The sequence below is a fragment of the Viridibacillus sp. FSL H8-0110 genome, from assembly GCF_038003565.1.
Taxonomy (GTDB): domain Bacteria; phylum Bacillota; class Bacilli; order Bacillales_A; family Planococcaceae; genus Viridibacillus; species Viridibacillus arenosi.
Genome location: NZ_JBBOPJ010000001.1, coordinates 1,577,022 through 1,601,276, shown reverse-complemented (window position 1 = coordinate 1,601,276; position 24,255 = coordinate 1,577,022). Strand labels below are relative to the sequence as shown.

16 protein-coding genes and 9 pseudogenes are annotated in these 24,255 nt (G+C 35.6%); 5 read left to right on the top strand and 20 right to left on the bottom strand.

The genetic code is table 11. The annotated features are described in order from the left end of the window. Nucleotides 1-40: 40 nt before the first annotated feature. From MHH98_RS07895 to MHH98_RS07835, 13 genes and pseudogenes are all read right to left on the bottom strand, one after another. Nucleotides 41-595: a hypothetical protein gene (locus tag MHH98_RS07895; RefSeq protein WP_340712415.1), complete on the bottom strand. Its 555-nt coding sequence runs from the start codon at nt 593-595 to the stop codon at nt 41-43. A 645-nt stretch (nt 596-1,240) separates the two neighbouring features. Then, a complete protein-coding gene (locus tag MHH98_RS07890) occupies nt 1,241-2,197 on the bottom strand; it encodes an acetyl-CoA carboxylase carboxyltransferase subunit alpha (RefSeq protein ID WP_283868104.1) in 957 nt (318 codons plus the stop codon). After that, nucleotides 2,190-3,038, bottom strand: coding sequence for an acetyl-CoA carboxylase, carboxyltransferase subunit beta (accD, locus tag MHH98_RS07885; protein WP_340712413.1), 849 nt, complete (start codon nt 3,036-3,038; stop codon nt 2,190-2,192). Before accD ends, MHH98_RS07890 begins: the two co-directional genes overlap by 8 nt. Nucleotides 3,039-3,050: 12 nt before the next feature. Next, nucleotides 3,051-3,699, bottom strand: a pseudogene (locus MHH98_RS07880) (FadR/GntR family transcriptional regulator). A gap of 218 nt (nt 3,700-3,917) precedes the next feature. Beyond that, nucleotides 3,918-4,172, bottom strand: a pseudogene (locus MHH98_RS07875) (FadR/GntR family transcriptional regulator); the annotation flags it as partial. A gap of 218 nt (nt 4,173-4,390) precedes the next feature. Beyond that, nucleotides 4,391-4,645, bottom strand: a pseudogene (locus MHH98_RS07870) (FadR/GntR family transcriptional regulator); the annotation flags it as partial. Nucleotides 4,646-4,863: 218 nt separating this feature from the next. Beyond that, nucleotides 4,864-5,118: pseudogene (locus MHH98_RS07865) on the bottom strand (FadR/GntR family transcriptional regulator); the annotation flags it as partial. Nucleotides 5,119-5,336: 218 nt separating this feature from the next. Next, nucleotides 5,337-5,591: pseudogene (locus tag MHH98_RS07860) on the bottom strand (FadR/GntR family transcriptional regulator); the annotation flags it as partial. Between the two features lie 218 nt (nt 5,592-5,809). Further along, nucleotides 5,810-6,064, bottom strand: a pseudogene (locus MHH98_RS07855) (FadR/GntR family transcriptional regulator); the annotation flags it as partial. 218 nt (nt 6,065-6,282) lie between these two features. Then, a pseudogene (locus tag MHH98_RS07850) lies at nt 6,283-6,537 on the bottom strand (FadR/GntR family transcriptional regulator); the annotation flags it as partial. Nucleotides 6,538-6,755: 218 nt separating this feature from the next. Next, nucleotides 6,756-7,010, bottom strand: a pseudogene (locus MHH98_RS07845) (FadR/GntR family transcriptional regulator); the annotation flags it as partial. A gap of 289 nt (nt 7,011-7,299) precedes the next feature. Further along, complete coding sequence (locus MHH98_RS07840; RefSeq protein ID WP_157059193.1) at nt 7,300-7,473, bottom strand: hypothetical protein; 174 nt, start codon at nt 7,471-7,473, stop codon at nt 7,300-7,302. Nucleotides 7,474-8,153: 680 nt separating this feature from the next. Continuing rightward, entirely contained in the window at nt 8,154-8,642 is a 489-nt protein-coding gene (locus MHH98_RS07835; protein ID WP_038185684.1) for a VOC family protein, read from the bottom strand. Nucleotides 8,643-8,992: 350 nt separating this feature from the next. On the opposite strand from MHH98_RS07835, the pseudogene MHH98_RS07830 reads away from it, so the two are divergent. Then, nucleotides 8,993-9,238, top strand: a pseudogene (locus MHH98_RS07830) (MBL fold metallo-hydrolase); the annotation flags it as partial. A gap of 270 nt (nt 9,239-9,508) precedes the next feature. Here the strand turns inward: MHH98_RS07830 and MHH98_RS07825 are convergent. Continuing rightward, entirely contained in the window at nt 9,509-10,510 is a 1,002-nt protein-coding gene (locus MHH98_RS07825; protein WP_340712411.1) for a phosphotransferase enzyme family protein, read from the bottom strand. Between the two features lie 505 nt (nt 10,511-11,015). Here MHH98_RS07825 and MHH98_RS07820 point away from each other — a divergent pair. Then, nucleotides 11,016-12,005, top strand: coding sequence for an aldo/keto reductase family protein (locus MHH98_RS07820; RefSeq protein WP_340712409.1), 990 nt, complete (start codon nt 11,016-11,018; stop codon nt 12,003-12,005). 121 nt (nt 12,006-12,126) lie between these two features. Here MHH98_RS07820 and MHH98_RS07815 read toward each other — a convergent pair whose 3' ends face one another. Together MHH98_RS07815 and MHH98_RS07810 are read right to left on the bottom strand one after the other, a co-directional pair. Continuing rightward, on the bottom strand, nt 12,127-13,026 hold the full coding sequence (locus tag MHH98_RS07815; protein WP_076034700.1) for a LysR family transcriptional regulator: 900 nt from the start codon (nt 13,024-13,026) through the stop codon (nt 12,127-12,129). A gap of 185 nt (nt 13,027-13,211) precedes the next feature. After that, nucleotides 13,212-14,099, bottom strand: a complete 888-nt coding sequence (locus tag MHH98_RS07810; RefSeq protein WP_038185693.1) for a LysR family transcriptional regulator — start codon at nt 14,097-14,099, stop codon at nt 13,212-13,214. 142 nt (nt 14,100-14,241) lie between these two features. Between MHH98_RS07810 and MHH98_RS07805 the strand changes: the two genes are divergently transcribed. Beyond that, on the top strand, nt 14,242-15,000 hold the full coding sequence (locus tag MHH98_RS07805; protein WP_340712407.1) for an NAD-dependent epimerase/dehydratase family protein: 759 nt from the start codon (nt 14,242-14,244) through the stop codon (nt 14,998-15,000). Between the two features lie 869 nt (nt 15,001-15,869). Here MHH98_RS07805 and MHH98_RS07800 read toward each other — a convergent pair. Together MHH98_RS07800 and MHH98_RS07795 are read right to left on the bottom strand one after the other, a co-directional pair. Then, the gene (locus MHH98_RS07800) at nt 15,870-17,480 is read right to left on the bottom strand and encodes an AraC family transcriptional regulator (RefSeq protein ID WP_340712405.1); all 1,611 of its coding nucleotides are present in this window, start codon (nt 17,478-17,480) and stop codon (nt 15,870-15,872) included. 111 nt (nt 17,481-17,591) lie between these two features. Next, nucleotides 17,592-18,569, bottom strand: coding sequence for an ABC transporter substrate-binding protein (locus MHH98_RS07795; RefSeq protein ID WP_340710931.1), 978 nt, complete (start codon nt 18,567-18,569; stop codon nt 17,592-17,594). Nucleotides 18,570-19,025: 456 nt separating this feature from the next. On the opposite strand from MHH98_RS07795, the gene MHH98_RS07790 reads away from it, so the two are divergent. Continuing rightward, nucleotides 19,026-20,486 carry a serine hydrolase domain-containing protein gene (locus MHH98_RS07790; protein WP_340710929.1) on the top strand — a complete coding sequence of 487 codons (1,461 nt, stop codon included), beginning with the start codon at nt 19,026-19,028 and terminating at the stop codon, nt 20,484-20,486. Between the two features lie 457 nt (nt 20,487-20,943). Here MHH98_RS07790 and MHH98_RS07785 read toward each other — a convergent pair whose 3' ends face one another. Both MHH98_RS07785 and MHH98_RS07780 read right to left on the bottom strand, forming a co-directional pair. Next, complete coding sequence (locus MHH98_RS07785; RefSeq protein WP_340712403.1) at nt 20,944-21,831, bottom strand: hypothetical protein; 888 nt, start codon at nt 21,829-21,831, stop codon at nt 20,944-20,946. 254 nt (nt 21,832-22,085) lie between these two features. Then, nucleotides 22,086-22,709, bottom strand: a complete 624-nt coding sequence (locus tag MHH98_RS07780) for a hypothetical protein (protein ID WP_076065870.1) — start codon at nt 22,707-22,709, stop codon at nt 22,086-22,088. Between the two features lie 908 nt (nt 22,710-23,617). Here MHH98_RS07780 and MHH98_RS07775 point away from each other — a divergent pair. Next, the gene (locus MHH98_RS07775; RefSeq protein ID WP_038185716.1) at nt 23,618-24,019 is read left to right on the top strand and encodes a hypothetical protein; all 402 of its coding nucleotides are present in this window, start codon (nt 23,618-23,620) and stop codon (nt 24,017-24,019) included. Nucleotides 24,020-24,255 lie beyond the last annotated feature (236 nt).

Below are 24,255 nucleotides of genomic sequence, written 5' to 3'. Positions count from 1 at the left end.
TTTACGCATAACTCCCTTATAATTGTTGTATGGTACTATATTATTCCGCATGTTCTTTCATTAATTTATCAAGTGCTTTACCATAAGCATCTTTGTTTTCCTTACTTAACTCATAAAGTGCACTTTTCCAATTTTCTCCATCTACACCTGATAAATGTGGAGTACTTTTTAGTACAGCTTCTTGCATATTCGGTTTATCCTCTTTACTAGTGTCTTTAATAAGCTTTGTTGCTTTTCTTGCATCTGTTACCCCTACTTGTATGTCTTTGTGAATGTCTTTGTATTTATCAGGAACTTTTATATATTCCATATTGTCTAAAATCTTATCCATCTTGTTTGCTGTTTTTAAAATATCTTTTTCTTTTTCTTTGTCTTCCATAGCTTTCATCGAGTTTACTATGAATAAATCCTTCATGTATTGAAACTCTACTAATTGTTCACAAATATAATAGGGATACTGTTTCTCTGATATTACTGTTTTCATTGTTGATTTACTTAACTGCTCAGTCTTAGGAGTAGACTCTTTATTTTCTACCGCACAACCTACTAATAATAGAATAGGTATTGCTAATGATACGAGTTTCGTTTCTTTCATTATATATCCTCCTTTTAGAAAGCATTGTAATTAATTTACATATTGTACCATAACGTAAATTATAAATAATAGATATAAAATTCCTATCATTTGAAAGAAGTGATTTGTCATAAATATAGGTGTATATTCCATAAATGTCAGGTTTACATAACGCATCATTATCGGTAGCAAGAAAAAATTCTTTAATGAATGGAAAGTTCCTTCTTCAACTAAACTGCCCCAAAAAACTGTTTCAAAGTTTGATGTAGGTGTCAAAAATCCAGACAATTCCCGTGTAATTAAAGAATGAAAAGATAATCTTTAGTATAAGATTCTACTATTATTGATGTAATTTTGCTATCGATTATCTTTTTGATGTTGGTTTGGAATAAAGTTTGATTAAAAGTTTGTTGCAATCGTTGATTTTATAATAGAAGAAACCCACGCATTTTGAAAAAAGTTTGATCAAAATGCGTGGGTTTTATTTAAATGCGAAGTTATTTTTATCAAACTATATTACAAATAATCGAACTTTATTATAAATGATCAATCTTTTTTACAAACTACAACTCTTTTTTCTTCCATCATTAGGATATTAATTTATTTAAGAAACATTTTTTATCTCTTTACGAACAAATTCACATGTCCAATAACCTAAAAATGAATTTAAACTTCTGTATATTGTCCAATCTTTCTGAATTTCTCATAGCGATCTTCAATTAATTGTTCGCCATTTAGAGAATTCAATGCTTTTAGTGTTACGCTTATACATTCTTTTATATAAGATGCTTGCTTCGCAACATTGCGGTGTGCTCCACCAGTTATTTCAGGGATTATTCCATCAATAACGTCGAGCTCTTTTAAGTCAGGTGCTGTTATACGCATTGCTTCTGCAGCTTGCTTCCCTAGGCTACCATCTCGCCATAAGATCGATGCAGCCCCTTCAGGCGAGATAACCGAATACGTTGAGTTCTCTAACATAAAGACGCGATTAGCTACCCCTAATGCAATGGCACCCCCACTTCCGCCTTCCCCAATAACAATACTAATAACTGGTACTGTTAGAATCGCCATTTCAGAGAGAGTTCTAGCAATGGCTTCACTTGGGCCGCGTTCCTCGGCTGCCTTACCCGGATAGGCTCCTTTTGTATCAATAAAACAAATAATTGGGCGCTTAAATTTCTCAGCTTGCTTCATTAAGCGTAATGCCTTACGATATCCTTCAGGGTGTGGCATACCAAAATTTCGTCGAATATTTTCTTTAGTTGATTTTCCGCGTTGATGTCCAACAATTGTTACGGGCTGTTCTTCAAAGAGAGCAATTCCTCCAAGAATAGCTGCATCATCACCAAATGTACGATCTCCATGTAACTCAATAAAGTTTTCACACATAGCTTCTATATATTGTAAAGTAGTTGGTCGTTCTGGATGTCTAGCAACCTGTACACGATCCCATGGCTTCATATTGGCATAAATAGATTGTTCTAGCTGTGTTAGACGTGTTTCAAGCTTTTCGATTTCGCTTGTCATATCTACATCTGCCTCTGTAGCAATCGTTTTTAATTCATCAATTTTTTCTCGTAATTGTACTACTGGTTCTTCAAAAGCTAAATTTTTAGACATGTTGCACAACGCCTTTTGTATGCATTTTTACAAGCATTGCTACTTGGTTTCGTAAATCTTTTCGATGGAAGATTGCATCAAGCTGACCATGCGCTAGTAAAAACTCTGACTTTTGGAAATCATTTGGTAATTTTTCTCTTAATGTTTGTTCGATTACACGGCGACCAGCAAAGCCAATCAATGCTTGTGGTTCTGCAATATTAATATCTCCAACAGAAGCAAAGCTTGCTGAAACGCCACCGTATGTAGGGTGCGTCATGATCGAAATAAATAATAGTCCTTCTTCACTATGACGTTTTAATTCCACACTCGTTTTTACCATTTGCATTAATGATAGAATACCTTCTTGCATGCGCGCTCCACCACTAGCAGTAAAGATAATAATAGGTACACGTAATTCAATAGCTTTTTCAACGGCACGTGTGATTTTTTCTCCTACAACGGAGCCCATTGAGCCCATACGGAAATGAGAATCCATAATTGCTACAACAATTTCTTCTCCATCAAGAGTACCTAACCCAGTCAGTACAGCTTCGCTTAATCCCGTTTGTTGTTTAGCCACTGAAATTTTTTCTACATAATCAGGGAAATTTAGTGGATTACTTGTTTGTAAATGATCATCCATTGAAACAAATGAACCTTCATCTAAGAAATATGTTACGCGCTCCTGTGCAGTCATTTTGAAATGATGGTCGCATTTTGTACACACTTTATGATTTTTTTCTAATTCCTTTGTTAACTGAATGTGACGGCATTCTGGACATTTTGTTATAAGTCCTTCTGGAAATCCCTTTTCCTGTCCGTCCTCTTTCTTTTTACTAAATAAGCTACGTATTGCCATGTTTTACTCCCCCTATGTTTGTCTAAATGCCTTGTTCAGCATTTGGTTCGTAAGAGCTTTTAATGCTTCTTTTTCATAGCCAAGCTGCATCGATTTCAACATAGTTTGAATGATTAATTTTTCTTCTTCTGTTGAGTTTCGATTTAAACGGTCACCGGCATAAACTGCTAATTGAAACCAGACTTTTAGTGAAAAACGATTTCTGACGTGATGATTATTTCTCGTAAAACATCCAGACAATTAATCGTACCTCTAACTCTAGCTTTACAAAAAAACTGTCCCACACAGGTAGTGTTCGCAGAGTCACTGTACAACTTATAACGCGAATGGCTTCCTTTTCATGAATTTGTCGCGTTAATTCGACATCCTTTTTTTGATTTTTTTAATCTTCTAATATAAACATCGACAAAATTTCTACGAGCTGATGCTTTTGTGTAGAAGCTAGAAACGTACCTTCCCCATGTCTCGTTTCAATAAGACCTAATAACTCTAAACTTCGCAATGCCTCTCTCACAGAGGATCACCCGACACCTAGACGTTCTGAAAGGACTCTTTCGGAAGGTAACTTTTCACCAGCCTGTATTTTTTCTATTTTAATAAGTTGTCGTAATTGTTGGACGATATCTAAAAACACTTTCTTTTGTTCGGTTTTTTTATCCATACGATCAACTCCTCGGTCAATCTATTCGCCTTGGAATAATTATTGCTGTCGCTTTCCTTTCGCGCAGATAAACAATGCATCCAAAGGCTTTATCTTCATTCAGTAGGTGTTTGGATACCTACTATAAAGAAACAAAATCCACCACCTTCAGATGATGGCGTCTCTTACTGAATGAATTCAAAAGTGGTCTGGCCACTTTTGAAGTTGGCTTTATCTTACAAAATTTCTACGAGCTGATGCTTTTGTGTAGAAGCTAGAAACGTACCTTCCCCATGTCTCGTTTCAATAAGACCTAATAACTCTAAACTTCGCAATGCCTCTCTCACAGAGGATCACCCGACACCTAGACGTTCTGAAAGGACTCTTTCGGAAGGTAACTTTTCACCAGCCTGTATTTTTTCTATTTTAATAAGTTGTCGTAATTGTTGGACGATATCTAAAAACACTTTCTTTTGTTCGGTTTTTTTATCCATACGATCAACTCCTCGGTCAATCTATTCGCCTTGGAATAATTATTGCTGTCGCTTTCCTTTCGCGCAGATAAACAATGCATCCAAAGGCTTTATCTTCATTCAGTAGGTGTTTGGATACCTACTATAAAGAAACAAAATCCACCACCTTCAGATGATGGCGTCTCTTACTGAATGAATTCAAAAGTGGTCTGGCCACTTTTGAAGTTGGCTTTATCTTACAAAATTTCTACGAGCTGATGCTTTTGTGTAGAAGCTAGAAACGTACCTTCCCCATGTCTCGTTTCAATAAGACCTAATAACTCTAAACTTCGCAATGCCTCTCTCACAGAGGATCACCCGACACCTAGACGTTCTGAAAGGACTCTTTCGGAAGGTAACTTTTCACCAGCCTGTATTTTTTCTATTTTAATAAGTTGTCGTAATTGTTGGACGATATCTAAAAACACTTTCTTTTGTTCGGTTTTTTTATCCATACGATCAACTCCTCGGTCAATCTATTCGCCTTGGAATAATTATTGCTGTCGCTTTCCTTTCGCGCAGATAAACAATGCATCCAAAGGCTTTATCTTCATTCAGTAGGTGTTTGGATACCTACTATAAAGAAACAAAATCCACCACCTTCAGATGATGGCGTCTCTTACTGAATGAATTCAAAAGTGGTCTGGCCACTTTTGAAGTTGGCTTTATCTTACAAAATTTCTACGAGCTGATGCTTTTGTGTAGAAGCTAGAAACGTACCTTCCCCATGTCTCGTTTCAATAAGACCTAATAACTCTAAACTTCGCAATGCCTCTCTCACAGAGGATCACCCGACACCTAGACGTTCTGAAAGGACTCTTTCGGAAGGTAACTTTTCACCAGCCTGTATTTTTTCTATTTTAATAAGTTGTCGTAATTGTTGGACGATATCTAAAAACACTTTCTTTTGTTCGGTTTTTTTATCCATACGATCAACTCCTCGGTCAATCTATTCGCCTTGGAATAATTATTGCTGTCGCTTTCCTTTCGCGCAGATAAACAATGCATCCAAAGGCTTTATCTTCATTCAGTAGGTGTTTGGATACCTACTATAAAGAAACAAAATCCACCACCTTCAGATGATGGCGTCTCTTACTGAATGAATTCAAAAGTGGTCTGGCCACTTTTGAAGTTGGCTTTATCTTACAAAATTTCTACGAGCTGATGCTTTTGTGTAGAAGCTAGAAACGTACCTTCCCCATGTCTCGTTTCAATAAGACCTAATAACTCTAAACTTCGCAATGCCTCTCTCACAGAGGATCACCCGACACCTAGACGTTCTGAAAGGACTCTTTCGGAAGGTAACTTTTCACCAGCCTGTATTTTTTCTATTTTAATAAGTTGTCGTAATTGTTGGACGATATCTAAAAACACTTTCTTTTGTTCGGTTTTTTTATCCATACGATCAACTCCTCGGTCAATCTATTCGCCTTGGAATAATTATTGCTGTCGCTTTCCTTTCGCGCAGATAAACAATGCATCCAAAGGCTTTATCTTCATTCAGTAGGTGTTTGGATACCTACTATAAAGAAACAAAATCCACCACCTTCAGATGATGGCGTCTCTTACTGAATGAATTCAAAAGTGGTCTGGCCACTTTTGAAGTTGGCTTTATCTTACAAAATTTCTACGAGCTGATGCTTTTGTGTAGAAGCTAGAAACGTACCTTCCCCATGTCTCGTTTCAATAAGACCTAATAACTCTAAACTTCGCAATGCCTCTCTCACAGAGGATCACCCGACACCTAGACGTTCTGAAAGGACTCTTTCGGAAGGTAACTTTTCACCAGCCTGTATTTTTTCTATTTTAATAAGTTGTCGTAATTGTTGGACGATATCTAAAAACACTTTCTTTTGTTCGGTTTTTTTATCCATACGATCAACTCCTCGGTCAATCTATTCGCCTTGGAATAATTATTGCTGTCGCTTTCCTTTCGCGCAGATAAACAATGCATCCAAAGGCTTTATCTTCATTCAGTAGGTGTTTGGATACCTACTATAAAGAAACAAAATCCACCACCTTCAGATGATGGCGTCTCTTACTGAATGAATTCAAAAGTGGTCTGGCCACTTTTGAAGTTGGCTTTATCTTACAAAATTTCTACGAGCTGATGCTTTTGTGTAGAAGCTAGAAACGTACCTTCCCCATGTCTCGTTTCAATAAGACCTAATAACTCTAAACTTCGCAATGCCTCTCTCACAGAGGATCACCCGACACCTAGACGTTCTGAAAGGACTCTTTCGGAAGGTAACTTTTCACCAGCCTGTATTTTTTCTATTTTAATAAGTTGTCGTAATTGTTGGACGATATCTAAAAACACTTTCTTTTGTTCGGTTTTTTTATCCATACGATCAACTCCTCGGTCAATCTATTCGCCTTGGAATAATTATTGCTGTCGCTTTCCTTTCGCGCAGATAAACAATGCATCCAAAGGCTTTATCTTCATTCAGTAGGTGTTTGGATACCTACTATAAAGAAACAAAATCCACCACCTTCAGATGATGGCGTCTCTTACTGAATGAATTCAAAAGTGGTCTGGCCACTTTTGAAGTTGGCTTTATCTTACAAAATTTCTACGAGCTGATGCTTTTGTGTAGAAGCTAGAAACGTACCTTCCCCATGTCTCGTTTCAATAAGACCTAATAACTCTAAACTTCGCAATGCCTCTCTCACAGAGGATCACCCGACACCTAGACGTTCTGAAAGGACTCTTTCGGAAGGTAACTTTTCACCAGCCTGTATTTTTTCTATTTTAATAAGTTGTCGTAATTGTTGGACGATATCTAAAAACACTTTCTTTTGTTCGGTTTTTTTATCCATACGATCAACTCCTCGGTCAATCTATTCGCCTTGGAATAATTATTGCTGTCGCTTTCCTTTCGCGCAGATAAACAATGCATCCAAAGGCTTTATCTTCATTCAGTAGGTGTTTGGATACCTACTATAAAGAAACAAAATCCACCACCTTCAGATGATGGCGTCTCTTACTGAATGAATTCAAAAGTGGTCTGGCCACTTTTGAAGTTGGCTTTATCTTACAAAATAATTATTTGAAAGTAAAGAAAAAACTGCATAAAAATTTATGCAGTTTCTAAAATTCCCTTCAATTTCATATTCTTTTCGTCGTTTGTGCATATTTTATTTTCACTTGAGGTCTACCAAAGCGCTTTTCAAGCGTTCTCTCAATGTAAAGCAATTCATCTTCTAGTAAAAGCTCTTGAACAAGATGAAAAACTTGCGGGAATAAGGTTACAGAAACCGTTCCAAACTCATCCTGAAGCATGTAAACGGCGACCTACAAGGAAAGCACGTACCTGGCATCGTCCGGACGTGGCCCACTGAGCCAATACCCAGGGTTATTAATCGTAACTTTTTTATAATCGTCGCGACTTTATTTTAAACATCGTATCCTTTTTATAAACATCGCAACTTTATTTCAATTCTACATTTGAGGGTGGGATTTTTTACTAGGGGTTATGGTATGGGGACTTTTTCACAAATGCTTAGTTCAGAATTTAAATGAATAAAAACCCAGTTTTCCCAAAGATAATGGAAACTGGGTTTTTCAATTATTATGGATCAAATTCGCCCCCAAAATCTCAATAAATAATATACGATTACATTTCCCATTAGTTTCATATTACTGTATCGATATAAGCCTTCCATATTGCTTGTTCAACTAAACTGCCCCGTTAGTTGAATAAAAAAAGAGCTGTCTGAACAGCTCCTGTAGCGAAGAAATAAAATTTGTTCAAAAATGTTCCTTGAATCCAATCCATTTTGATAAAAGATTGATCGAAATGGATTCTTCATTTGTAAATGCAGATTGTGTTTTTATAATAAGTTTGAGTAAAACTCATAGAAGTCCCTCAAAAAAACGGTTTGAATAGTCGGCTGAATAAACATTCAACTTTTTTTATAAAACGGTATAATTGCTGTTTTGATAAAAAAAGATTGGATGTTTTATTTGATTTCCTCAGCCAGCTCCAAAATAATTCCTTCTGGCCCACGAACGTAGCATAATTTATAAGCGTTTTCGTAGTTTTGTATCTCACCAATAAGTTCTGCGCCTATCTTTGTCAATTTGGTAACAAGGGCTTCAATATCTTCAACAGCAAAGGCAATATGCCGGATACCCAGAGTATTTGCTAAAGGACGCTGTATGCCATTTTCATCTGATGGTGTGTGAAATTTTACTAGTTCTATATTTGCGTCACCTTCTGGCGTTCGCAACACTACTAGTTCTATATTTGCGTCACCTTCTGACGTTCGCAACGTTGTAACTTCCTCTTTAACGTCTTGAAGCCCTATTAATCGCTCCATCCGCTCCACCCACTCGCCTTCCACTTTTCCTTCACCCAGCATTTCAAGGCCAAAGTCAAGAAAAAACGCTTTCGCGGCAGGAAGATCATTGACGATTATACCTACATGATCTATTCTATGGATTTTCATATCTCATACCACCTTTTCCCTAATTTCATCACATATGTCTCCTAAAGATTTCTTCTCGATTGCTTAATAGCTTTTCCTCTTTATTCAACAAACTGTCCCTTTAACGGAACAATTTATTTTCAATTAACAATTCATTAATCCACCTTTTAATTCAGATGTTCTTTCCCTTCATTATAAAAATCCCCTTTAGATAACCATATCCAAAGGGGAAAAACATCGCAACTTTTTTACAAACGTCTCGACTTTATTTCAAACCTACAGCTCCAAGATATTCTACTAAAGCACCCATTAGTTGAAGTATATTTCTTCATAAATCTAGCATTAATACTTATTAATAACAATTGATAATTAAACCAGAAATCATCGTGGTAAATGCTGGAGATAATCAATACTTTGAGGGCGGTTCTCTCATCATGGGGAAAGATGATGTCTATGAGGTAGTTAAGGCTGCTCCAGACGCAAAAATTATTGCTGTTCACATGGAAGCTGTAAACCATTGGGGATTATCCAGAGAAGAATTAAAAAGCTTTATTGAAGAAAAAGGAATCAGTTCTAATGTTTTAGTGCCAGATGACTTCGAATCTTACACATTTTAAAATAAAACAAACAACCAATGTAGTTATTAATAAATAAAAGGAGAAATAACCATGACAGTTGAAGCTCTTATTCAACTAAACTGCCCTGTTAGTTTAAGTACATCTTTTCACAATCCCTATAATAAAATTAACATAATTATCTAAATAAAATAATTCTACTTTATAATTCATTTTATTAAGAGGACTCAATTCCTATTTTTCGAGCTGTACAGTTATTTATAAGATAAAAGTAAAAGCCACTCCAAAAGTTTGGAATGGCTTATTTATTTATTACATGTTATCCTTTTGCCATGGTTTTTGAAAGCTTTGTCTTAATTCATCTGCAACACGAACTAATTTACCCCTCAATCCAACAAACCAAGATGGCGTTTCAGTTATTTCACCATAATCCAAAGTCTTTAATATTTTGGAGAACTTATATAAGTTTGCATATCTTTGAAACTGCGGAAATTGAGCCACTGCATCATTTTCTAAATCCATTTTGGAACGATATCCGTTCAAAAAAGATTGAATCAGTATTTTTGAATGAGGATTGTCATCGTCAATAAAATCACCAAGTGCTGTTACAATATCAAGTGCATACCAGTGATATATTGCATCATCAAAGTCGATTATATTGAAACTATGGTCCTTATCCTCTTCAAAAAAGATATTATCCAATTGAAAATCATAGTGTATCAATCCGAACACATCTTTGTTAGTAGGTAACGATTTAAGCCAATTCGTCACCCTACTTAGCTCTTGAAGGGCTATTTGTTCTCCTGGATGCTTTTTAAATACACTTTCCATGAATTGTACTGTGTCCAGCCAACTCTTTCTTCTTTCAGACACTGGCTCAAAAGTTTTTGACAAAAAATGAAGTGAGGCAAGTGATCTACCCCATTCCTCCATCTGTTTTGCAGTAATTGTATCGGCATCCAAATTGATTCCGTTTGCTGCACTAAAGACAACGGCACTATACGTTCCTTCTGGTGTTTTTAGTGTTTCAATTAGTTCTCCACTTATTGATTGAATTGGTGTTACCGATGGAAATCCATTTAATTGTAAATAATGTATAAACTCTAACTCAGCTTTTATTTGTTCAATAGATTTATCCTGCTCAAAATTAAATCTCAAAAAATATTGAACTTGATTACGTTCAAAAGCATACACAAAGTTTGAACTTGCACGCCACAACTCCAAAGTTCCCTCGTCATATTCCCAGAATTGAACGAGACTCTGAGCGACTGCATCAGAAGCCACTCCTCTTACCATGTTTCCTAAATTCATCATCTTTTATTTTTCCTCCCATTACCTTTGAGAGGATTAAACCTTAGTTAAGAAGTAATCCCTCTCATTAGCATGCTATTTTGAAATTCTATCATTTTCAATATGTCACCCCTTCCTTAAGTTTCGGCTATAAAAACTAAATAGCCCTATATATATACTAATTATACATAAAATAGCAAATACCTCTTTTGTAATTTCTGCCCTGATAGGTCAATAAGACTTACTACAATAAGATAAAAAGCTTCCAAACCATGTTTGTTCAGCAACTCTTGCACCGGTTGTTTAAAAATTATTAAATATAAATCCTACATCGTTTCAATGTATATTTTATACGTCACAACTCTATTTTCTTATTCTACTAAAGGGGCAGGTTAGTCAAACAAAAGGGGTTGTTTTTTATAAACTACGACTTATATATATTTTATATTAATTCATTATTAATATTATATTATCCATATTAAAATCTGGTCTTTATAATGAAGATATCACTTTTAAAGGAGGAACTAAAATGGAGTTTAATAAACTTGGCAATAGTGGATTAACAATAAGCAAGATTGCATACGGAAACTGGATAAATCATGGGGGTAAAGTAGATGAAGATACTGCAAATGAGTGTGTTAAAGCAGCACTAGATGTTGGTATAACAACATTCGATACTGCTGATGTTTATTCAGACACTATAGCTGAAGAAATACTCGGCCGGTCTTTACAAGGTATACGACGGGAGAGCATTGAACTATGTACAAAGGTGTGCCACCCGACTGGGAATGGGCAAAACGATAAAGGTTTATCACGAAAGCATATTCTAGAAAATTGTAATGCATCATTGCGTAGGTTACAGACCGACTATATTGATGTCTATTATGCACACAGGTTTGATCCAACTACTCCTCTTGAAGAGACGATGTTAGCTTTCGCAGATCTTGTAAGACAAGGTAAAGTGCTTTATATCGGTGTAAGTGAGTGGACAGCAGAACAAATCACCCGTGGTGCAGCACTTTCACGGGAATTGAATATTCCGCTCATCGCTAGCCAACCCCAGTATTCAATGTTGTGGAGAGTTATCGAAACCGATGTGATACCAACCTGTCAACGTGAGGGCCTCGGACAAGTAGTATGGTCGCCTGTAGCACAAGGTGTTCTCACTGGAAAATATCTACCCCAAAAACCCGTACCAACTCAATCTCGTGCTAATTCTCCTGCTGGCAAACCATTTTTTCATAAACTTGCACAACGTTGGATGAACGACAATGTTCTCACTGCTATACAGAAGCTAAAACCCCTCGCACAAGAGATTGATCTTACCCTCGCTCAACTCGCAGTAACTTGGGTACTACAAAACCAGAATGTTTCCTCAGCAATTATCGGGGCCTCGAGCCCGGAACAGGTAAGAGAGAATGCGTTCGCTTCTGGTGTCAAAATAGAGCCTGAAATAATGCAGCAGATTGACAAAGTACTAGATGGTTTAGTTGAGTACGATCCGAGTAAAACAGGTTAAGTTTTTGCACGTGACTTAACCAGAAATATATACAAAATCTTTGTAGTCTTACTTTAACGCTTAAGTTAATTAGAATTCTTCCTTTGTGATATTTTACTACCCATCCCATCAGGATGGGCTTTTATTCTTGATGATCAAGTTGTAAAATAGAATACACCTCTCTAACAACTGTTAAGAAATGATCTACTACTGCAGATTTTTCATCTTTCCTCCATCCAACATATAGATTTACTTTTGGTGTAGACTCTTGGATTTTTTTGTAGATAACTCCAGGACGTTTATACCTTTCCACCGACGATGGAACGACAGAAACTCCCATTCCTGCTGCAACTAAATTAACAATAGTATGCATTTGAATAGCTTCTTGAACAACCTTTAAACTTACACCATGATCCCAAAAGTAGCTAATAATTAAATCATAAAAATTTGAACCCATATGACGCGGAAACAAAATAAATGGTTCATCAATTAACAATTGGAGTGGAATTTCGGACAATGAGGCGAAAGGGTGATCTTGATGTAAAACCAATCTTAAAGATTCTTCAGAACAAACTTCAGAAGATAGTATCTGGTTGTTCTGTTTAGAACGAATAAATCCAATATGAATTTGTTTCTCATAGAGTGCTTTTAGTTGCTGCTCCGTTGTCATTTCAAGTAATATAAGATGGATTTTAGGAAAGCGTTCTCGAAATTTATTAAGAACTTCTATAACGATTTCTGTGGAATCGACAAAACCGATTATTAAGTTCCCTATTTTGCCTTCAGCTGCAAGTTGTGTTTCTTTTATGGCTCTTTCTAATTGAAACAGTGTTTGTTGAGATCCTTCCAAAAATATCTTCCCAGCATCTGTAAGTTCAACCATTCTTTTTGTTCGATGAAAAAGTTGAACTCCCAATTCTTCTTCTAATTTACGAATTTCTTGGCTTAGAGGAGGTTGTGCCATCCTAAGACGTTCTGCTGCACGACTAAAATTCAATTCTTCTGCCACCATTATGAAATATCGAATTTTCCTAATATCTATTTTCATGCACCCCTTCTAAAAAACCAATAAGTAATTACACAAACTCGATTTAATATAAAATACCATTTTCCAAATCAAGAAAAAAGGTAGATTAATTGTCTTTCTTCTTAAACTAACCTGCCCCTTTAGTTCCCGTTAGTTCAAGAAGAACCATATCAATTTAAATAGCTCATATTTTGGCAAAATTATATTGATTCAAATGAAACCCACCTTTTAGTAATCTCAGAAAATTTCTTAGTCGCGGGTGAGGTTGGTTTTCTTATAGCTAATCCAATAGTTCGATAGCTATCACTTTCAAGTGGAATGGCTGTAAAAGAAATTTTTGATTTCGGTATAATCATTTCTGGCAATATACTAATTCCTAGATTATTCTCCACCATGGAGATCACCGAGTATTCATTCATATTTTCGAATCGAATATTGGGGCTAACTTTATTCTCCCTAAATATTTTTTGAATATCATCATAACACTGATATGTTGGCATAATAAAAGGTACATTTTCTATTTGTTGCATTGATACTTGGTTTTCCTTACATAATGGGGATTGGTTAGATACAACACACAAAAGTCGATCCCTCTTCAATCGTACAATTTCAAAGGATTTTTCAAATGATTCAAAGTAAGTATCATTATTAATAAACCCACAATCTAATCTCCCGTTTTGTAACCAATTCTCAACCTCAGCATAGTTTCCTTCCAGTAATTCGATTTCAATATTTGGAAACTTTTCCTCCATTTTTTTAAGAATACCAGGAATCCAGTTTTTAGAAATACTCGAAAAAACCCCCACTCTTACTATTCCTTTTTGGAACCCATTGATAGCCGCTACTTCCTGCTTCAGCATGTTGTTATAGTATAAAATTTTCCGAACGGTAATTAAAAGCTCCTCTGCATTTTTGGTCAATGTTAAAGTAGAGTGATTGCGAATAAATAAAGGAAAGGAAAACTCTTTTTCCAAACTGCTAATTGCATGACTTACAGCAGATTGGGTGAAACCTAACACTTCTGCAGCTTTTGTAAAACTATTGAGTTCTGCCACTTTGTTAAATATTTCATATTTTGTTAAAGTCACTATGGTCCTCCTTATGAATTTTATTCATGTTTCCATTATATTTCTTCGTTTTATTTAATGCCATAACCAACTTATAATAAGTCCATGCTCTATTATATGACCCTTGACAAAGGATGTATTTTTCATGGAAGGATGAAGTGAAATGCAAAAAATTTTAGTTACAGGTGCTGCAGGTAAGATTGGCCAAGATGTTACAAGGTTCCTAGATAAGCAAGGGAATTACCAGTTACGGCTAGCAGATATTAACTTATCTGCTTTAGAAACTTTTAAAGATACAAATCATGAAATCATATATTTAGATGTTTCTGATTTAGCTGCTTGTCAAGAATTTACGAAAGGTATAGATATAGTTATACACTTGGCAGGTAATCCTTCACCAAATGCTGATTTTTATGGCTCCTTATTAGAAAATCATATAAAGGGAACCTATAATATTTTTAGAGCTGCTAGTGATAATAATGTATCCAAAGTGATAGTTGCTTCAAGTGCTCAAACAATTGAAGGCTATCCTTTGGATTATCAACCACATGCTTATTCACCCACGAGACCCAAAAATATGTACGGGGTAAGTAAGTGTTTTGCAGAGGCTGTTGCTTCTTATTTTGCTTATGAAGAAGGGTTACAAAGTCTTGCTATTCGTATAGGTGCATATGATGATTATAATCCATATGGTAAACCACTAACAGCTAGAGATATGAGTGCATACTTAAGCCCAGAAGATTTTATGGACCTTCTCTTAAAGTCGATGACGGCAAAGAACTTACCTTCATTTTCAATTTTACATGGTGTATCTAACAACAGGTTTAAACGAATTGATATTGAAGGAACAAGAAAGTTAGTTGGTTATAGCCCAAGTTCTGATGCTTTTGTACTAAGTGGTATTAAGTTCTTTGATTCTTGAAAAAGGCATATCTAGAAAAGAGATTATATTATTGTTATTTAGCTTTTATTTGTTCCATTTTCAATAGCTACAGTTTCTATAATCAAAAAATATTCTGATTTTCCCAGATAAAGCACACTATTCATCTGTCTCATTTGTGGAACAACTCTATTGTCACCACTAGTTCCACAGATGTTCTTTTCCTTTTCAACATAATAAACACCCCTTTAGACAATCTTATCTAAAGGGTTAAAACCAAGCCCTGTTCTGCTAAAGCCCCCGTTAGATCAATAAGAGTAGGCTGCACGAATGACAGCCCTATCCTGCCCCATTAGTTCAATAAAAAAAGAGCTGTCTGAACAGCTCAACAATCTTCCACTAAATCACCCTTTTGCTTAATAAGATAACAGCTCTCTTGAAAGTGGCTTTCCGAATGAACCTCTTTCATAATTATCATCCTTTTAATTTCTTTTGATCTTCAATAAAATGGCCCGATATTGCAGATCAGGACGCTTCTTTCTTCCATTAAAGCTTCCTTTTACGGGAGATCCTTTATGTTGAACTATTGAAAATAACACTTCAGTAGTTGAAAAAAACAAGTTTCTATATAACTAGTTAGGATTAAAAACCAACGGTCTCTTTGATAGTTGACCATTGTATTTCGGGATTAGATTCATTGCTAGTCATCATCGTTCCAACAAATATATCATCGGTATTATTTATATTATTCAAATAGTGTTCAGTCCATATTTAGAGATAGCGTCTTTTATTAAAATGATGTATATAAAATTATTTTGAAACCATCTTGTCCAACACATTACCTTCTCTGAACATATCAATTGCAGGGGCTATAGACCTTCCTACAAGTGTTCTATGGCATTATTTCAATATTAAATTAACATTTTCAGTACATCATCTAGTTTTTTACTACTGGCTAGATGTCCATGGTTCATCCATGTCATAAAGTCGACTTCAAATGCACAGCAATTTCTAACAGCAGGGATTTCTTTCCAATACGGATGATTAATCTGAAGTCTTTCTGCCCCTATTTCTTCCTCATGCCATTTATCAAACACGAAGAAAATATAATCTGCATCTAGCGATTTTAACCATTCCCATGATACGCCTGCTCTACTCTCCTCAAGAGTTAGCTTCTGAGCCATCGGATGAAGAGTAATACCTAAATCCTCTGAAAGAAATGGCTTAGTATATTGTTGATCGATAACGATGCAATCGACCTTAAATCTTATGAAGGCATACGTTTGGTTTTTCTTTGAATGGATCAACAAATTCCTAGCACTGGTTAATTTATCTTCATATTGCTGAATGGCTTTCTCGGCCTGATCGACCCGTCCCAATCGCTCAGCTAGAGTTCGTAATGTTAAACGCCAGTCTGCGCCATCTTGTGTGATAATATCGGTATTTGCAAATTGCTTACATTGCTCATATTGGTTGGTACGGTACTCGTAATCACTTCCACGTGCAATAATTAAATCGGGCTCATATTTAGAAAGTGATTCGTAGCTTTCTTGCAAAACATTAAATGTCGGAACATGCATTAGTCCAAGATAATCTTGCTGCCCCCATGCTGGGTGAAACCACTGAACAACGGGCGTAATGCCTAATGTTACTAGTAAATCCTCCATAAATAAAGAAACAACACGAATCGTACTTCTGTTTTGTTTACGATACTGTCCCGGAGCTACACCTACCGCCTTACTAAAGCGCCTATTAAAATAAAACTCATTGTTGAAACCAACATGATGGGCTATCTCATGTATACGATCCTCTGTTTTTAGTAGTAAATGCTTCGCTTGATCGATTCTCAGATTATTTACAAAACTAAGTGGGATTTGTCCAGTAAGCTCTTTGAATATTTGCGAGTATTGCCATGGAAACATGTTCACTTCTTCTGCAAGCTTAGCCACTGTCACTTGCTCAGCAAAATTGTCTTTTAAATAATCAATCGAGCCTTTAACAGCACTCCGTAAATCTGGTGCGGGGGCAAAACTTACACTTTGCTGAAGCACTAAACTAAGTAATTCCTCGAATCGTACATGATTGTAAAATTGCATCAATTCGTCTTTCTCATGACTATGCCGTTCAATATCCGCTAACAAATCAATGCATTTTGAAAATGGAACACAATTCCACAGACCAGTGTCTGGGAAAATTGAAGATTTGCGCTTATGATTAGAAGTATTCGAATTTGGAATTAGAATCTCTTTGAATGTAATAACATAAAAAGAAATACTATTTTTAAAAGGATCGATGTGAACGGCTTGATTTGGTTTCACTATAGCTAGACTCCCTCTTCCAATTCTTTGAGCACCATATCCAATATCCATGTTTGCCTCGCCGTCCGTTATTGCAAATAGCATGTGTTCTTCAGCATCACTAAATTCTTCACTGCTCAACATATTCAAATTGATATACCTGATACCAACCATAATATAAAAGACTGACGGATAACAAGGAGGCACCACTCCACTATACATCATACATCGCCCTTTCGATTATGATAATCTTTATTATAATCTTAAAAAGAAAGCTCTTCAATGAAACCGAAAGAGCTTTCTCATTTGTTTCTCGATACCCTATTACTAAAGCTATTACTTCACTATCAAATTTAGCAAATCTTCCATTTTCATAGAATTCGCTGTAATCGCCCCTGATTGCCAATGAGATCGTTCCAGTTGATAAACATGTCCGTTTTTGACAGCGGGAATACCTTTCCATAACGGATCGTCAAGCAGGGCAACCGCCTTCTCATTGGACTCGGAGTCCCACGTACCATTAGATGGGAAGATGATAATATGATCGGCGCTAAACTCTGGGATTTTTTCTTGTGAGATAACATCATGTGCCTTAATGTTTTTCACCCACTTGAACGGCTCCAAACCAAGGTCTTTGTAAATCATGCCCGTATATGCATTATTCAGACCGAATAAACGCAACTCTGGCTTGTCCCCGACATCGAGACGTACGACAGCAACCGTCTCGCGGCCAATAACCTCTTCCAACTTCACTTTGGTGTCGGCAATCTTCTGTTTGTAATCTGTTAGTACACTAGTAGCCTTTTCTGGAATACCTAATAAATCAGCAACTATTTTGAGAGTTTCTTCTGCATCCCCAAGCACTTCATCAGGCACGCGATATGTAGGCGCGATTTTAGAATACAATTGATAAGATTCATCCATTGCCCCGGGCAATATTATTAAGTCAGGTTTTTTTTCTAGCATAGCTTCCAAACTTCCTGTTATATCGAATAATGGAACATCTGTCAGTCCTAAATACTCTTGTTTACCCCAGCTTGGATGATACCATTGCACAATCGGTTCCACTCCTAGCGCCAACATATAATCCTCTAAATAAATCCCTGCTACTCTCTTCGGCTTGACAGGAATTTCTACTTCGCCAAAAGCATCTTTAACCTTCCTTGTATCATTACCCTCTTCCTTAGTGCTTATTTGCTTATTGTCTTCATCATTCGTCAATGTTTCCTTTTCACCGTTACAGCCTGTTAAACTTACTATAATAACCAGTAGGACGATCAACCAACGAATGTTTCCTATTTTTCGCATCGCCATATTAAATGCTCACTCCTTTATTTAATATTAGTAGCCACTAAATGATAATCATTATCACTTTTCATTATATTCCTTACACAGAACCGCCTCAATGCACATATCTGAATCTATTTTGCACAAATACTAATCAAGAATATTTTCATACATTCTCCTCAATATAAGTTGTGAAGTGATATTTAATTATAAAATCTAAGTATTGTCTCTTATTAAACTAACCTGCCCCGTTAGTTCAATAAAGAAAAAAAGAGCTACATATGCAACTCAATGATCTTCAAGTAAAGCACCAAAAAGGCTCTACTCCTTATTGAAGTAAAGCACTCGTTAGTTTAAGTGTAACTCTTCACAATTACTTGATATTATATAGGTAAGTAGAAATATAAATATAAATTAGAATTTAGTTTATAGTTATAAAAATAAGTTTTTTATACTCTTATAATTCTTCAAAAAGGAGAGTTTATGAAAAAGACTATTGTTTTTGTATTAACGATACTTATATTATTCTCAGGATTCGCAACACAAAGTTATGCGTTGTCAGATTCGAAATCTGTGGCAATACAAGCGTTGCTAGATGATGCCTCTCGTACATCAGGTGTGCCTGGAATGTCAATCTCAATACTTGCTAATGATGAAGTGTTCTACTTTTCTTCTGGGTATGCAGATCTTGAAAAGGGGTTGTCTGCAAGTGAAAATACACTCTATGAGTTGGCCTCGGTGAGTAAAGCTTTTACTGGTATGGGGATTCTGCTATTGGAAGAGCAAGGGCTGCTATCAATGACTGACCCTATCCAAAAATATTTACCTTGGTTTACGTTAAAGTATCAAGGTAAACCTGTTGATATGCAAAGCCTTACACTAAATAACTTCCTTCACCATACCAGCGGCCTAACAAATATTAGACATACTCAAAATATTCCACAAGGCAATACGCCTGATATGTTGCAAAAGACTGTGGAAACGCTGGTAGATGCTGAATTGGCGTTCTCTCCCGGTGAACAATATAACTATGGAACCGTTAATTATGACGTATTGGGTTTGGTTATTGAGATTGTATCACGACAAAGCTATGAAGACTTTATGAGGGAACAGGTATTTCTACCCTTAGGTCTTCACCAGACGTATGTTTATAAAGAAGATGCTCAAGCCACTGGACAGTTCGCGCAGGGCTACCGTTCTTCCTTTTTCATAACAACTCCATTTAACGCTCCTGATTATGCTGGGAATAAACCTGCCGGCTATATCATTTCTAATACAAAAGATATGGCGCGTTGGATGGGCATACAGATGGGTATCGTGCAGGACATACCCGAAATATTTCACAGGGTTATCGAAAAATCACATAGGGGTGATATGTCTGTTTCGGCTGTCAACGATATGTATTATGCGGCAGGTTGGTCGGTAAACGCCGAACAAACGTTTATAGAACACACTGGGGGTAATCCGAATTTTAGAACCGAAGTAGCCATACTGCCAAATGAACGAACAGCCATCTGCTTACTGAGCAACGGCGCAAATACCAATATAAACCTGGTACTAAAAGTTAAAAATATATTAAACGGCAATCTAACTCAGTCATATGAGATAAGCAGCACACAGCTTTTGGACATCATTTTGTCGTCTACCACAATTATTCTTTGCCTATTGGCCGTTCTTTTACTTCTCTTAGGATTAAGAAAAAGGAAAACGAATGAGCAGCAGCCAATGACAAAAAAGAGAACAATCGTAACAATTATTTTCCTAATCGCTACGATTGCCCAGTGTATAATGTTTTTTGCCTTCGATTGGTCAACGATACTTATTTGGCAAACATATAGTGTTCTTACAGCTTTGATTTCGTCAACATTATTAACAGCAAGCATTACTTGGTATATACTCACCAATAAGATGCCTCGCTCCGAAAATAAGTATAATGTTAAGTAATTAAATTTCAATTTATCAATATTCTTAATTTAAAAAACAGAAGACACCTCGGTGTCTTCTTTAATGTCATCGACACTTCTCCTAGTTAAACCCACTTGCTATTTCTTCCATTAACCTGCCCGTTTAGTCGAACAAGAAAAAATGAGCTGTATGAACAGCTCAATAATCTTTTGCTAAAGCACCCCGTTAGTTGAATAAGAACAGAGATGCTTGTACAACAATCGCGCCCGATTGTTGAATAACGAATATTAAATCTTGGTACCATATAGACTCGACATTTAATTACATACAGTTCTCCATAACGAATATAAGCGCAGTTTTCATACTCAGTTTTATATTAAATTAATCTTCCCCTTTAATGAAAACAAGCGCTAATCCTAATTACAAAATATTACTAATAGGGGTAGCACCATGTGTATTTTTAGTCAATTCCAATTAAGTAATTCAACCTAAAATTCTATTCTATATTTTTTTTAGCTGCGTAATCACCATAAAAGTAAGTGTCCCAAAAATCACCATATTTAGGAGTGGCAATTATTGTATATACCCGATTTTCGTCAACTTCAAACAAAACTACACTATTATGTTCCCCTCCCACATAATGTTTTGAGTCATCTACGAGCATATAGATACTGTATATTCCCTTTGCTAATACTTCACTTTTTTGGAAGTCCTCAATTAATTCTTTGGCGTTTGGAATAGGGTGTTTATTTTCGTTTATGTCAAATTCAAAATAAAAATTCACCACTCCTAGTTCCGTTGCAAACCTGACATGCTCACCATCAGGAATATTATTTCTTGGGTCACTTGGTATCAGTGTAGGTAAAAGTTTAGCAGTATCTATCTTTTGTGTCGTTTTAAAATCGTCAAGTAGCTCTTGATAATTAGCTACACCTATCTCAATATTGTCGTAGGGAAATATTGAAACTGGGGCATTTCTTACTGGTGCATATTCATTAGGGTATTTCACTAAACCATATTTTGTTATTATCTGTTCAACTACTTGAACTACCTTTGGATGTTGCTCAATATATGCACCCTTGAATTGTGAAAGGTAAATATCGTCACGACTTTCTTTTTCTAAAATCTTCAAAGTATCTCTATCAATCATTAGGTACGGATAAGCACGATATGGCTTTTTCATTTCTATATAAGTTTGATGGTCAATCCCTTCAAACCAATTATTACTTGTCTGAATAACAGAAAACTCACCTTGTATTCCATAGTTTGTTTCTAAATATTCTTGTATTGGTTGATTCAGATCATCTTTAGAGAAACATCCACTAAGAATTAGGATTGATGTACTTGCTAAGATGACTTGAATCAATCTTTTAATACTCTTCATTTTCCAAACTCCATTTTTTGAATTTTAATAATATTATAACATTTTTCATTCAACTAAACTGCCACGTTGGCATAAGTACACTTCTTCACAATCTTAACGAAACAATTAATAAAGTCACTCCATAATCTGGCCCGATTGTTGAACAAAAGTTAAACAACGCTATTCAACTAATCTGCCCCGTTAGTTGAATAGCAACAATCTTTACGAAAACAGCCTTAAAAAAAGACGACTAATAGTTTTCGTCGTCTTAGCTATTACATCCCATTGATAAATTTTTCAACTTCGGAAACTTTTTCGCCGTTCAATAGATACGAAACACCATATATTTCGCCTTCTCCGTTATGGTTGACCGCAACGTCAATATCATTCACAATTTGCTTCATATATTCGAATGCTTGACGCATGTTTTCATCGGTCGGTTTCCATTTGTCAGCAAGTTCTGTTGATTCCTTGGCTTCACCATTAGGTCCAATATGTGCCGAGCGAACGAATTGAATATGTGAAATGTAACTTGATAGAAGGAACAAATTCGAATGTTCCTTTTCGATTTCATTGCCTTCTTTAATCAATTGTTTCGGAAATTTCCTAATGACTTCTTGTGCCTTCAAGTAATATTCGAATCCTTCATCGTTGTTGGCTTCCTTCAATTTTGGGTTGTCCATCGGTTCGGAAAGCATTGCGTTCATTTTCGAAGCCCATTCTCCAAATTCTGCGTCATAAAATTCGGGTTCGCTTGCTTCCCCAACGACTTCAGTAATGTTATCGTTTATTGATTTATCGCCGTAGCTTACATGTGTGAAATCAACGAATTCACGAACCCCGAAAATTGCAATGATAATAACAACAATTGTTGAGGCAAGTAAAAATTTCAATTTCATTTACATCCCTCCTTTTCCAATTAAAGTAAAGTATAAACAACAAATTGTAGACTTGCAAACAAAGAAAGTAGGTCGATTTCTTCGATACGGTGAAATCAAACAATTATTCGAGGGTGAACATTATGACGTATTTAAACGACTAACACCATTAAATTGCATTATGTATTATTTAAAGCGATTTATTTATAATTCTTTTGTAACTCTATATAACTTAAAGCTAAGCATTTCTATTAGAAACTGAGTTCACGTTCTCATTATTACGAATTCCGTATCTTCAACTAAACTGCCCCGTTAGTTTAAGTACATTTTTTCACAATCTTTATCGTGAATTACTTACATATCTAATTTTGCCAAGAGCAACCCCTGTAAATGTGATTGTAGTTTCGTTAATAACACGTTCAGTGTCATTACAAAAAAACAAAAAGCGTCTAAACCCTTGATATACATGAGTTTAAGCGCATTATCTTCAATTGAAAATATCAAGTTAATATTCTTCTTGTTGATCAACTCGGCCATAATGATATTAAAACAACTTCTCTTTATACCAACATGGCAAATACAGATAGTCAAAAAGTTTTGGACAAGATGGAACTAAAGCGTAAAAACATGCAATGATAATAGGAATGAAATCGTATATAAATAAGGTTTTCTCCATTCCTTAAGACAGATTTTTATATAAATAATCCATTCTTGTAAATAGATACCCAACTCCAGAAACGTTAGAAAAAGCTATAATTCCAGATTTTTCTGTAATTTTTTATTACATTTTAGAGATATATGTTAATTAATCACAAACAAAATAGTTTAATAGTTTACAATTTTCTATATATTGGATATAATAGTAATTGGTAATTATAACTATATTTAGCAATAATTGGATTACCAAAAACATTAGGGAGGTATATTTTATGAAAATGAAGAAACTATTAGTAAGTGCACTTGCAAGTACCTTTATATTAGGGGTTGGTTACACAAGTACTTCAGCTGAAGCAGCTGAGAGCTCTGAAGGAATTACACCTTTTGCTGTTCCCGTTGATGCAAGCATTAGTCCGCTTCGCGACAATTTTAAAGGTGTTTCTTCTAAATCCGTTACTAAAAACCTATCTTGGGGGGGCGGAACTACTCCATATTATAACGCTTATTATGAAGACGGAATCACGTCACGTAGTTTCACTGCAAACTACTACAGTACTTCAGCAACAGCACAATATGATTTAGGACCTTACAGTACGTATACATGGAATAACTATCTAAGAGTTACCAATGGCTCTTCTGCTACGGCATCTGCTAGCGTCATTTTAACTAGATAATATAAATTAAGAATACACAATACCCAGTCTCTATTAATTATATAGACTGGGTATTGTTGTTTTTTTAGGTAATTTACAGTTATAGATAATAGAATAAGAAATGATGATTCTCCTTAGCCATCTTTAAAATTATGGGATATTTCTAACAAGATATTCAACAATATAAATACTGAGATCAAAAACTAATTAAAGCTAAATTAATAGGCCCGAGTATGGAAAAACGGACTCGGGCCCAC

Bases quoted from the DNA above. Each gene is read 5' to 3' on its own strand.
- MHH98_RS07800 (WP_340712405.1), bottom strand. From the start codon at position 17,480: ATGATGTATAGTGGAGTGGTGCCTCCTTGTTATCCGTCAGTCTTTTAT.
- MHH98_RS07820 (WP_340712409.1), top strand. From the start codon at position 11,016: ATGGAGTTTAATAAACTTGGCAATAGTGGATTAACAATAAGCAAGATT.
- MHH98_RS07825 (WP_340712411.1), bottom strand. From the start codon at position 10,510: ATGATGAATTTAGGAAACATGGTAAGAGGAGTGGCTTCTGATGCAGTC.
- MHH98_RS07895 (WP_340712415.1), bottom strand. From the start codon at position 595: ATGAAAGAAACGAAACTCGTATCATTAGCAATACCTATTCTATTATTA.
- MHH98_RS07780 (WP_076065870.1), bottom strand. From the start codon at position 22,709: ATGAAATTGAAATTTTTACTTGCCTCAACAATTGTTGTTATTATCATT.
- MHH98_RS07840 (WP_157059193.1), bottom strand. From the start codon at position 7,473: ATGCTTCAGGATGAGTTTGGAACGGTTTCTGTAACCTTATTCCCGCAA.
- accD (WP_340712413.1), bottom strand. From the start codon at position 3,038: ATGGCAATACGTAGCTTATTTAGTAAAAAGAAAGAGGACGGACAGGAA.
- MHH98_RS07890 (WP_283868104.1), bottom strand. From the start codon at position 2,197: ATGTCTAAAAATTTAGCTTTTGAAGAACCAGTAGTACAATTACGAGAA.
- MHH98_RS07785 (WP_340712403.1), bottom strand. From the start codon at position 21,831: ATGAAGAGTATTAAAAGATTGATTCAAGTCATCTTAGCAAGTACATCA.
- MHH98_RS07805 (WP_340712407.1), top strand. From the start codon at position 14,242: ATGCAAAAAATTTTAGTTACAGGTGCTGCAGGTAAGATTGGCCAAGAT.
- MHH98_RS07835 (WP_038185684.1), bottom strand. From the start codon at position 8,642: ATGAAAATCCATAGAATAGATCATGTAGGTATAATCGTCAATGATCTT.
- MHH98_RS07790 (WP_340710929.1), top strand. From the start codon at position 19,026: ATGAAAAAGACTATTGTTTTTGTATTAACGATACTTATATTATTCTCA.
- MHH98_RS07795 (WP_340710931.1), bottom strand. From the start codon at position 18,569: ATGGCGATGCGAAAAATAGGAAACATTCGTTGGTTGATCGTCCTACTG.
- MHH98_RS07775 (WP_038185716.1), top strand. From the start codon at position 23,618: ATGAAAATGAAGAAACTATTAGTAAGTGCACTTGCAAGTACCTTTATA.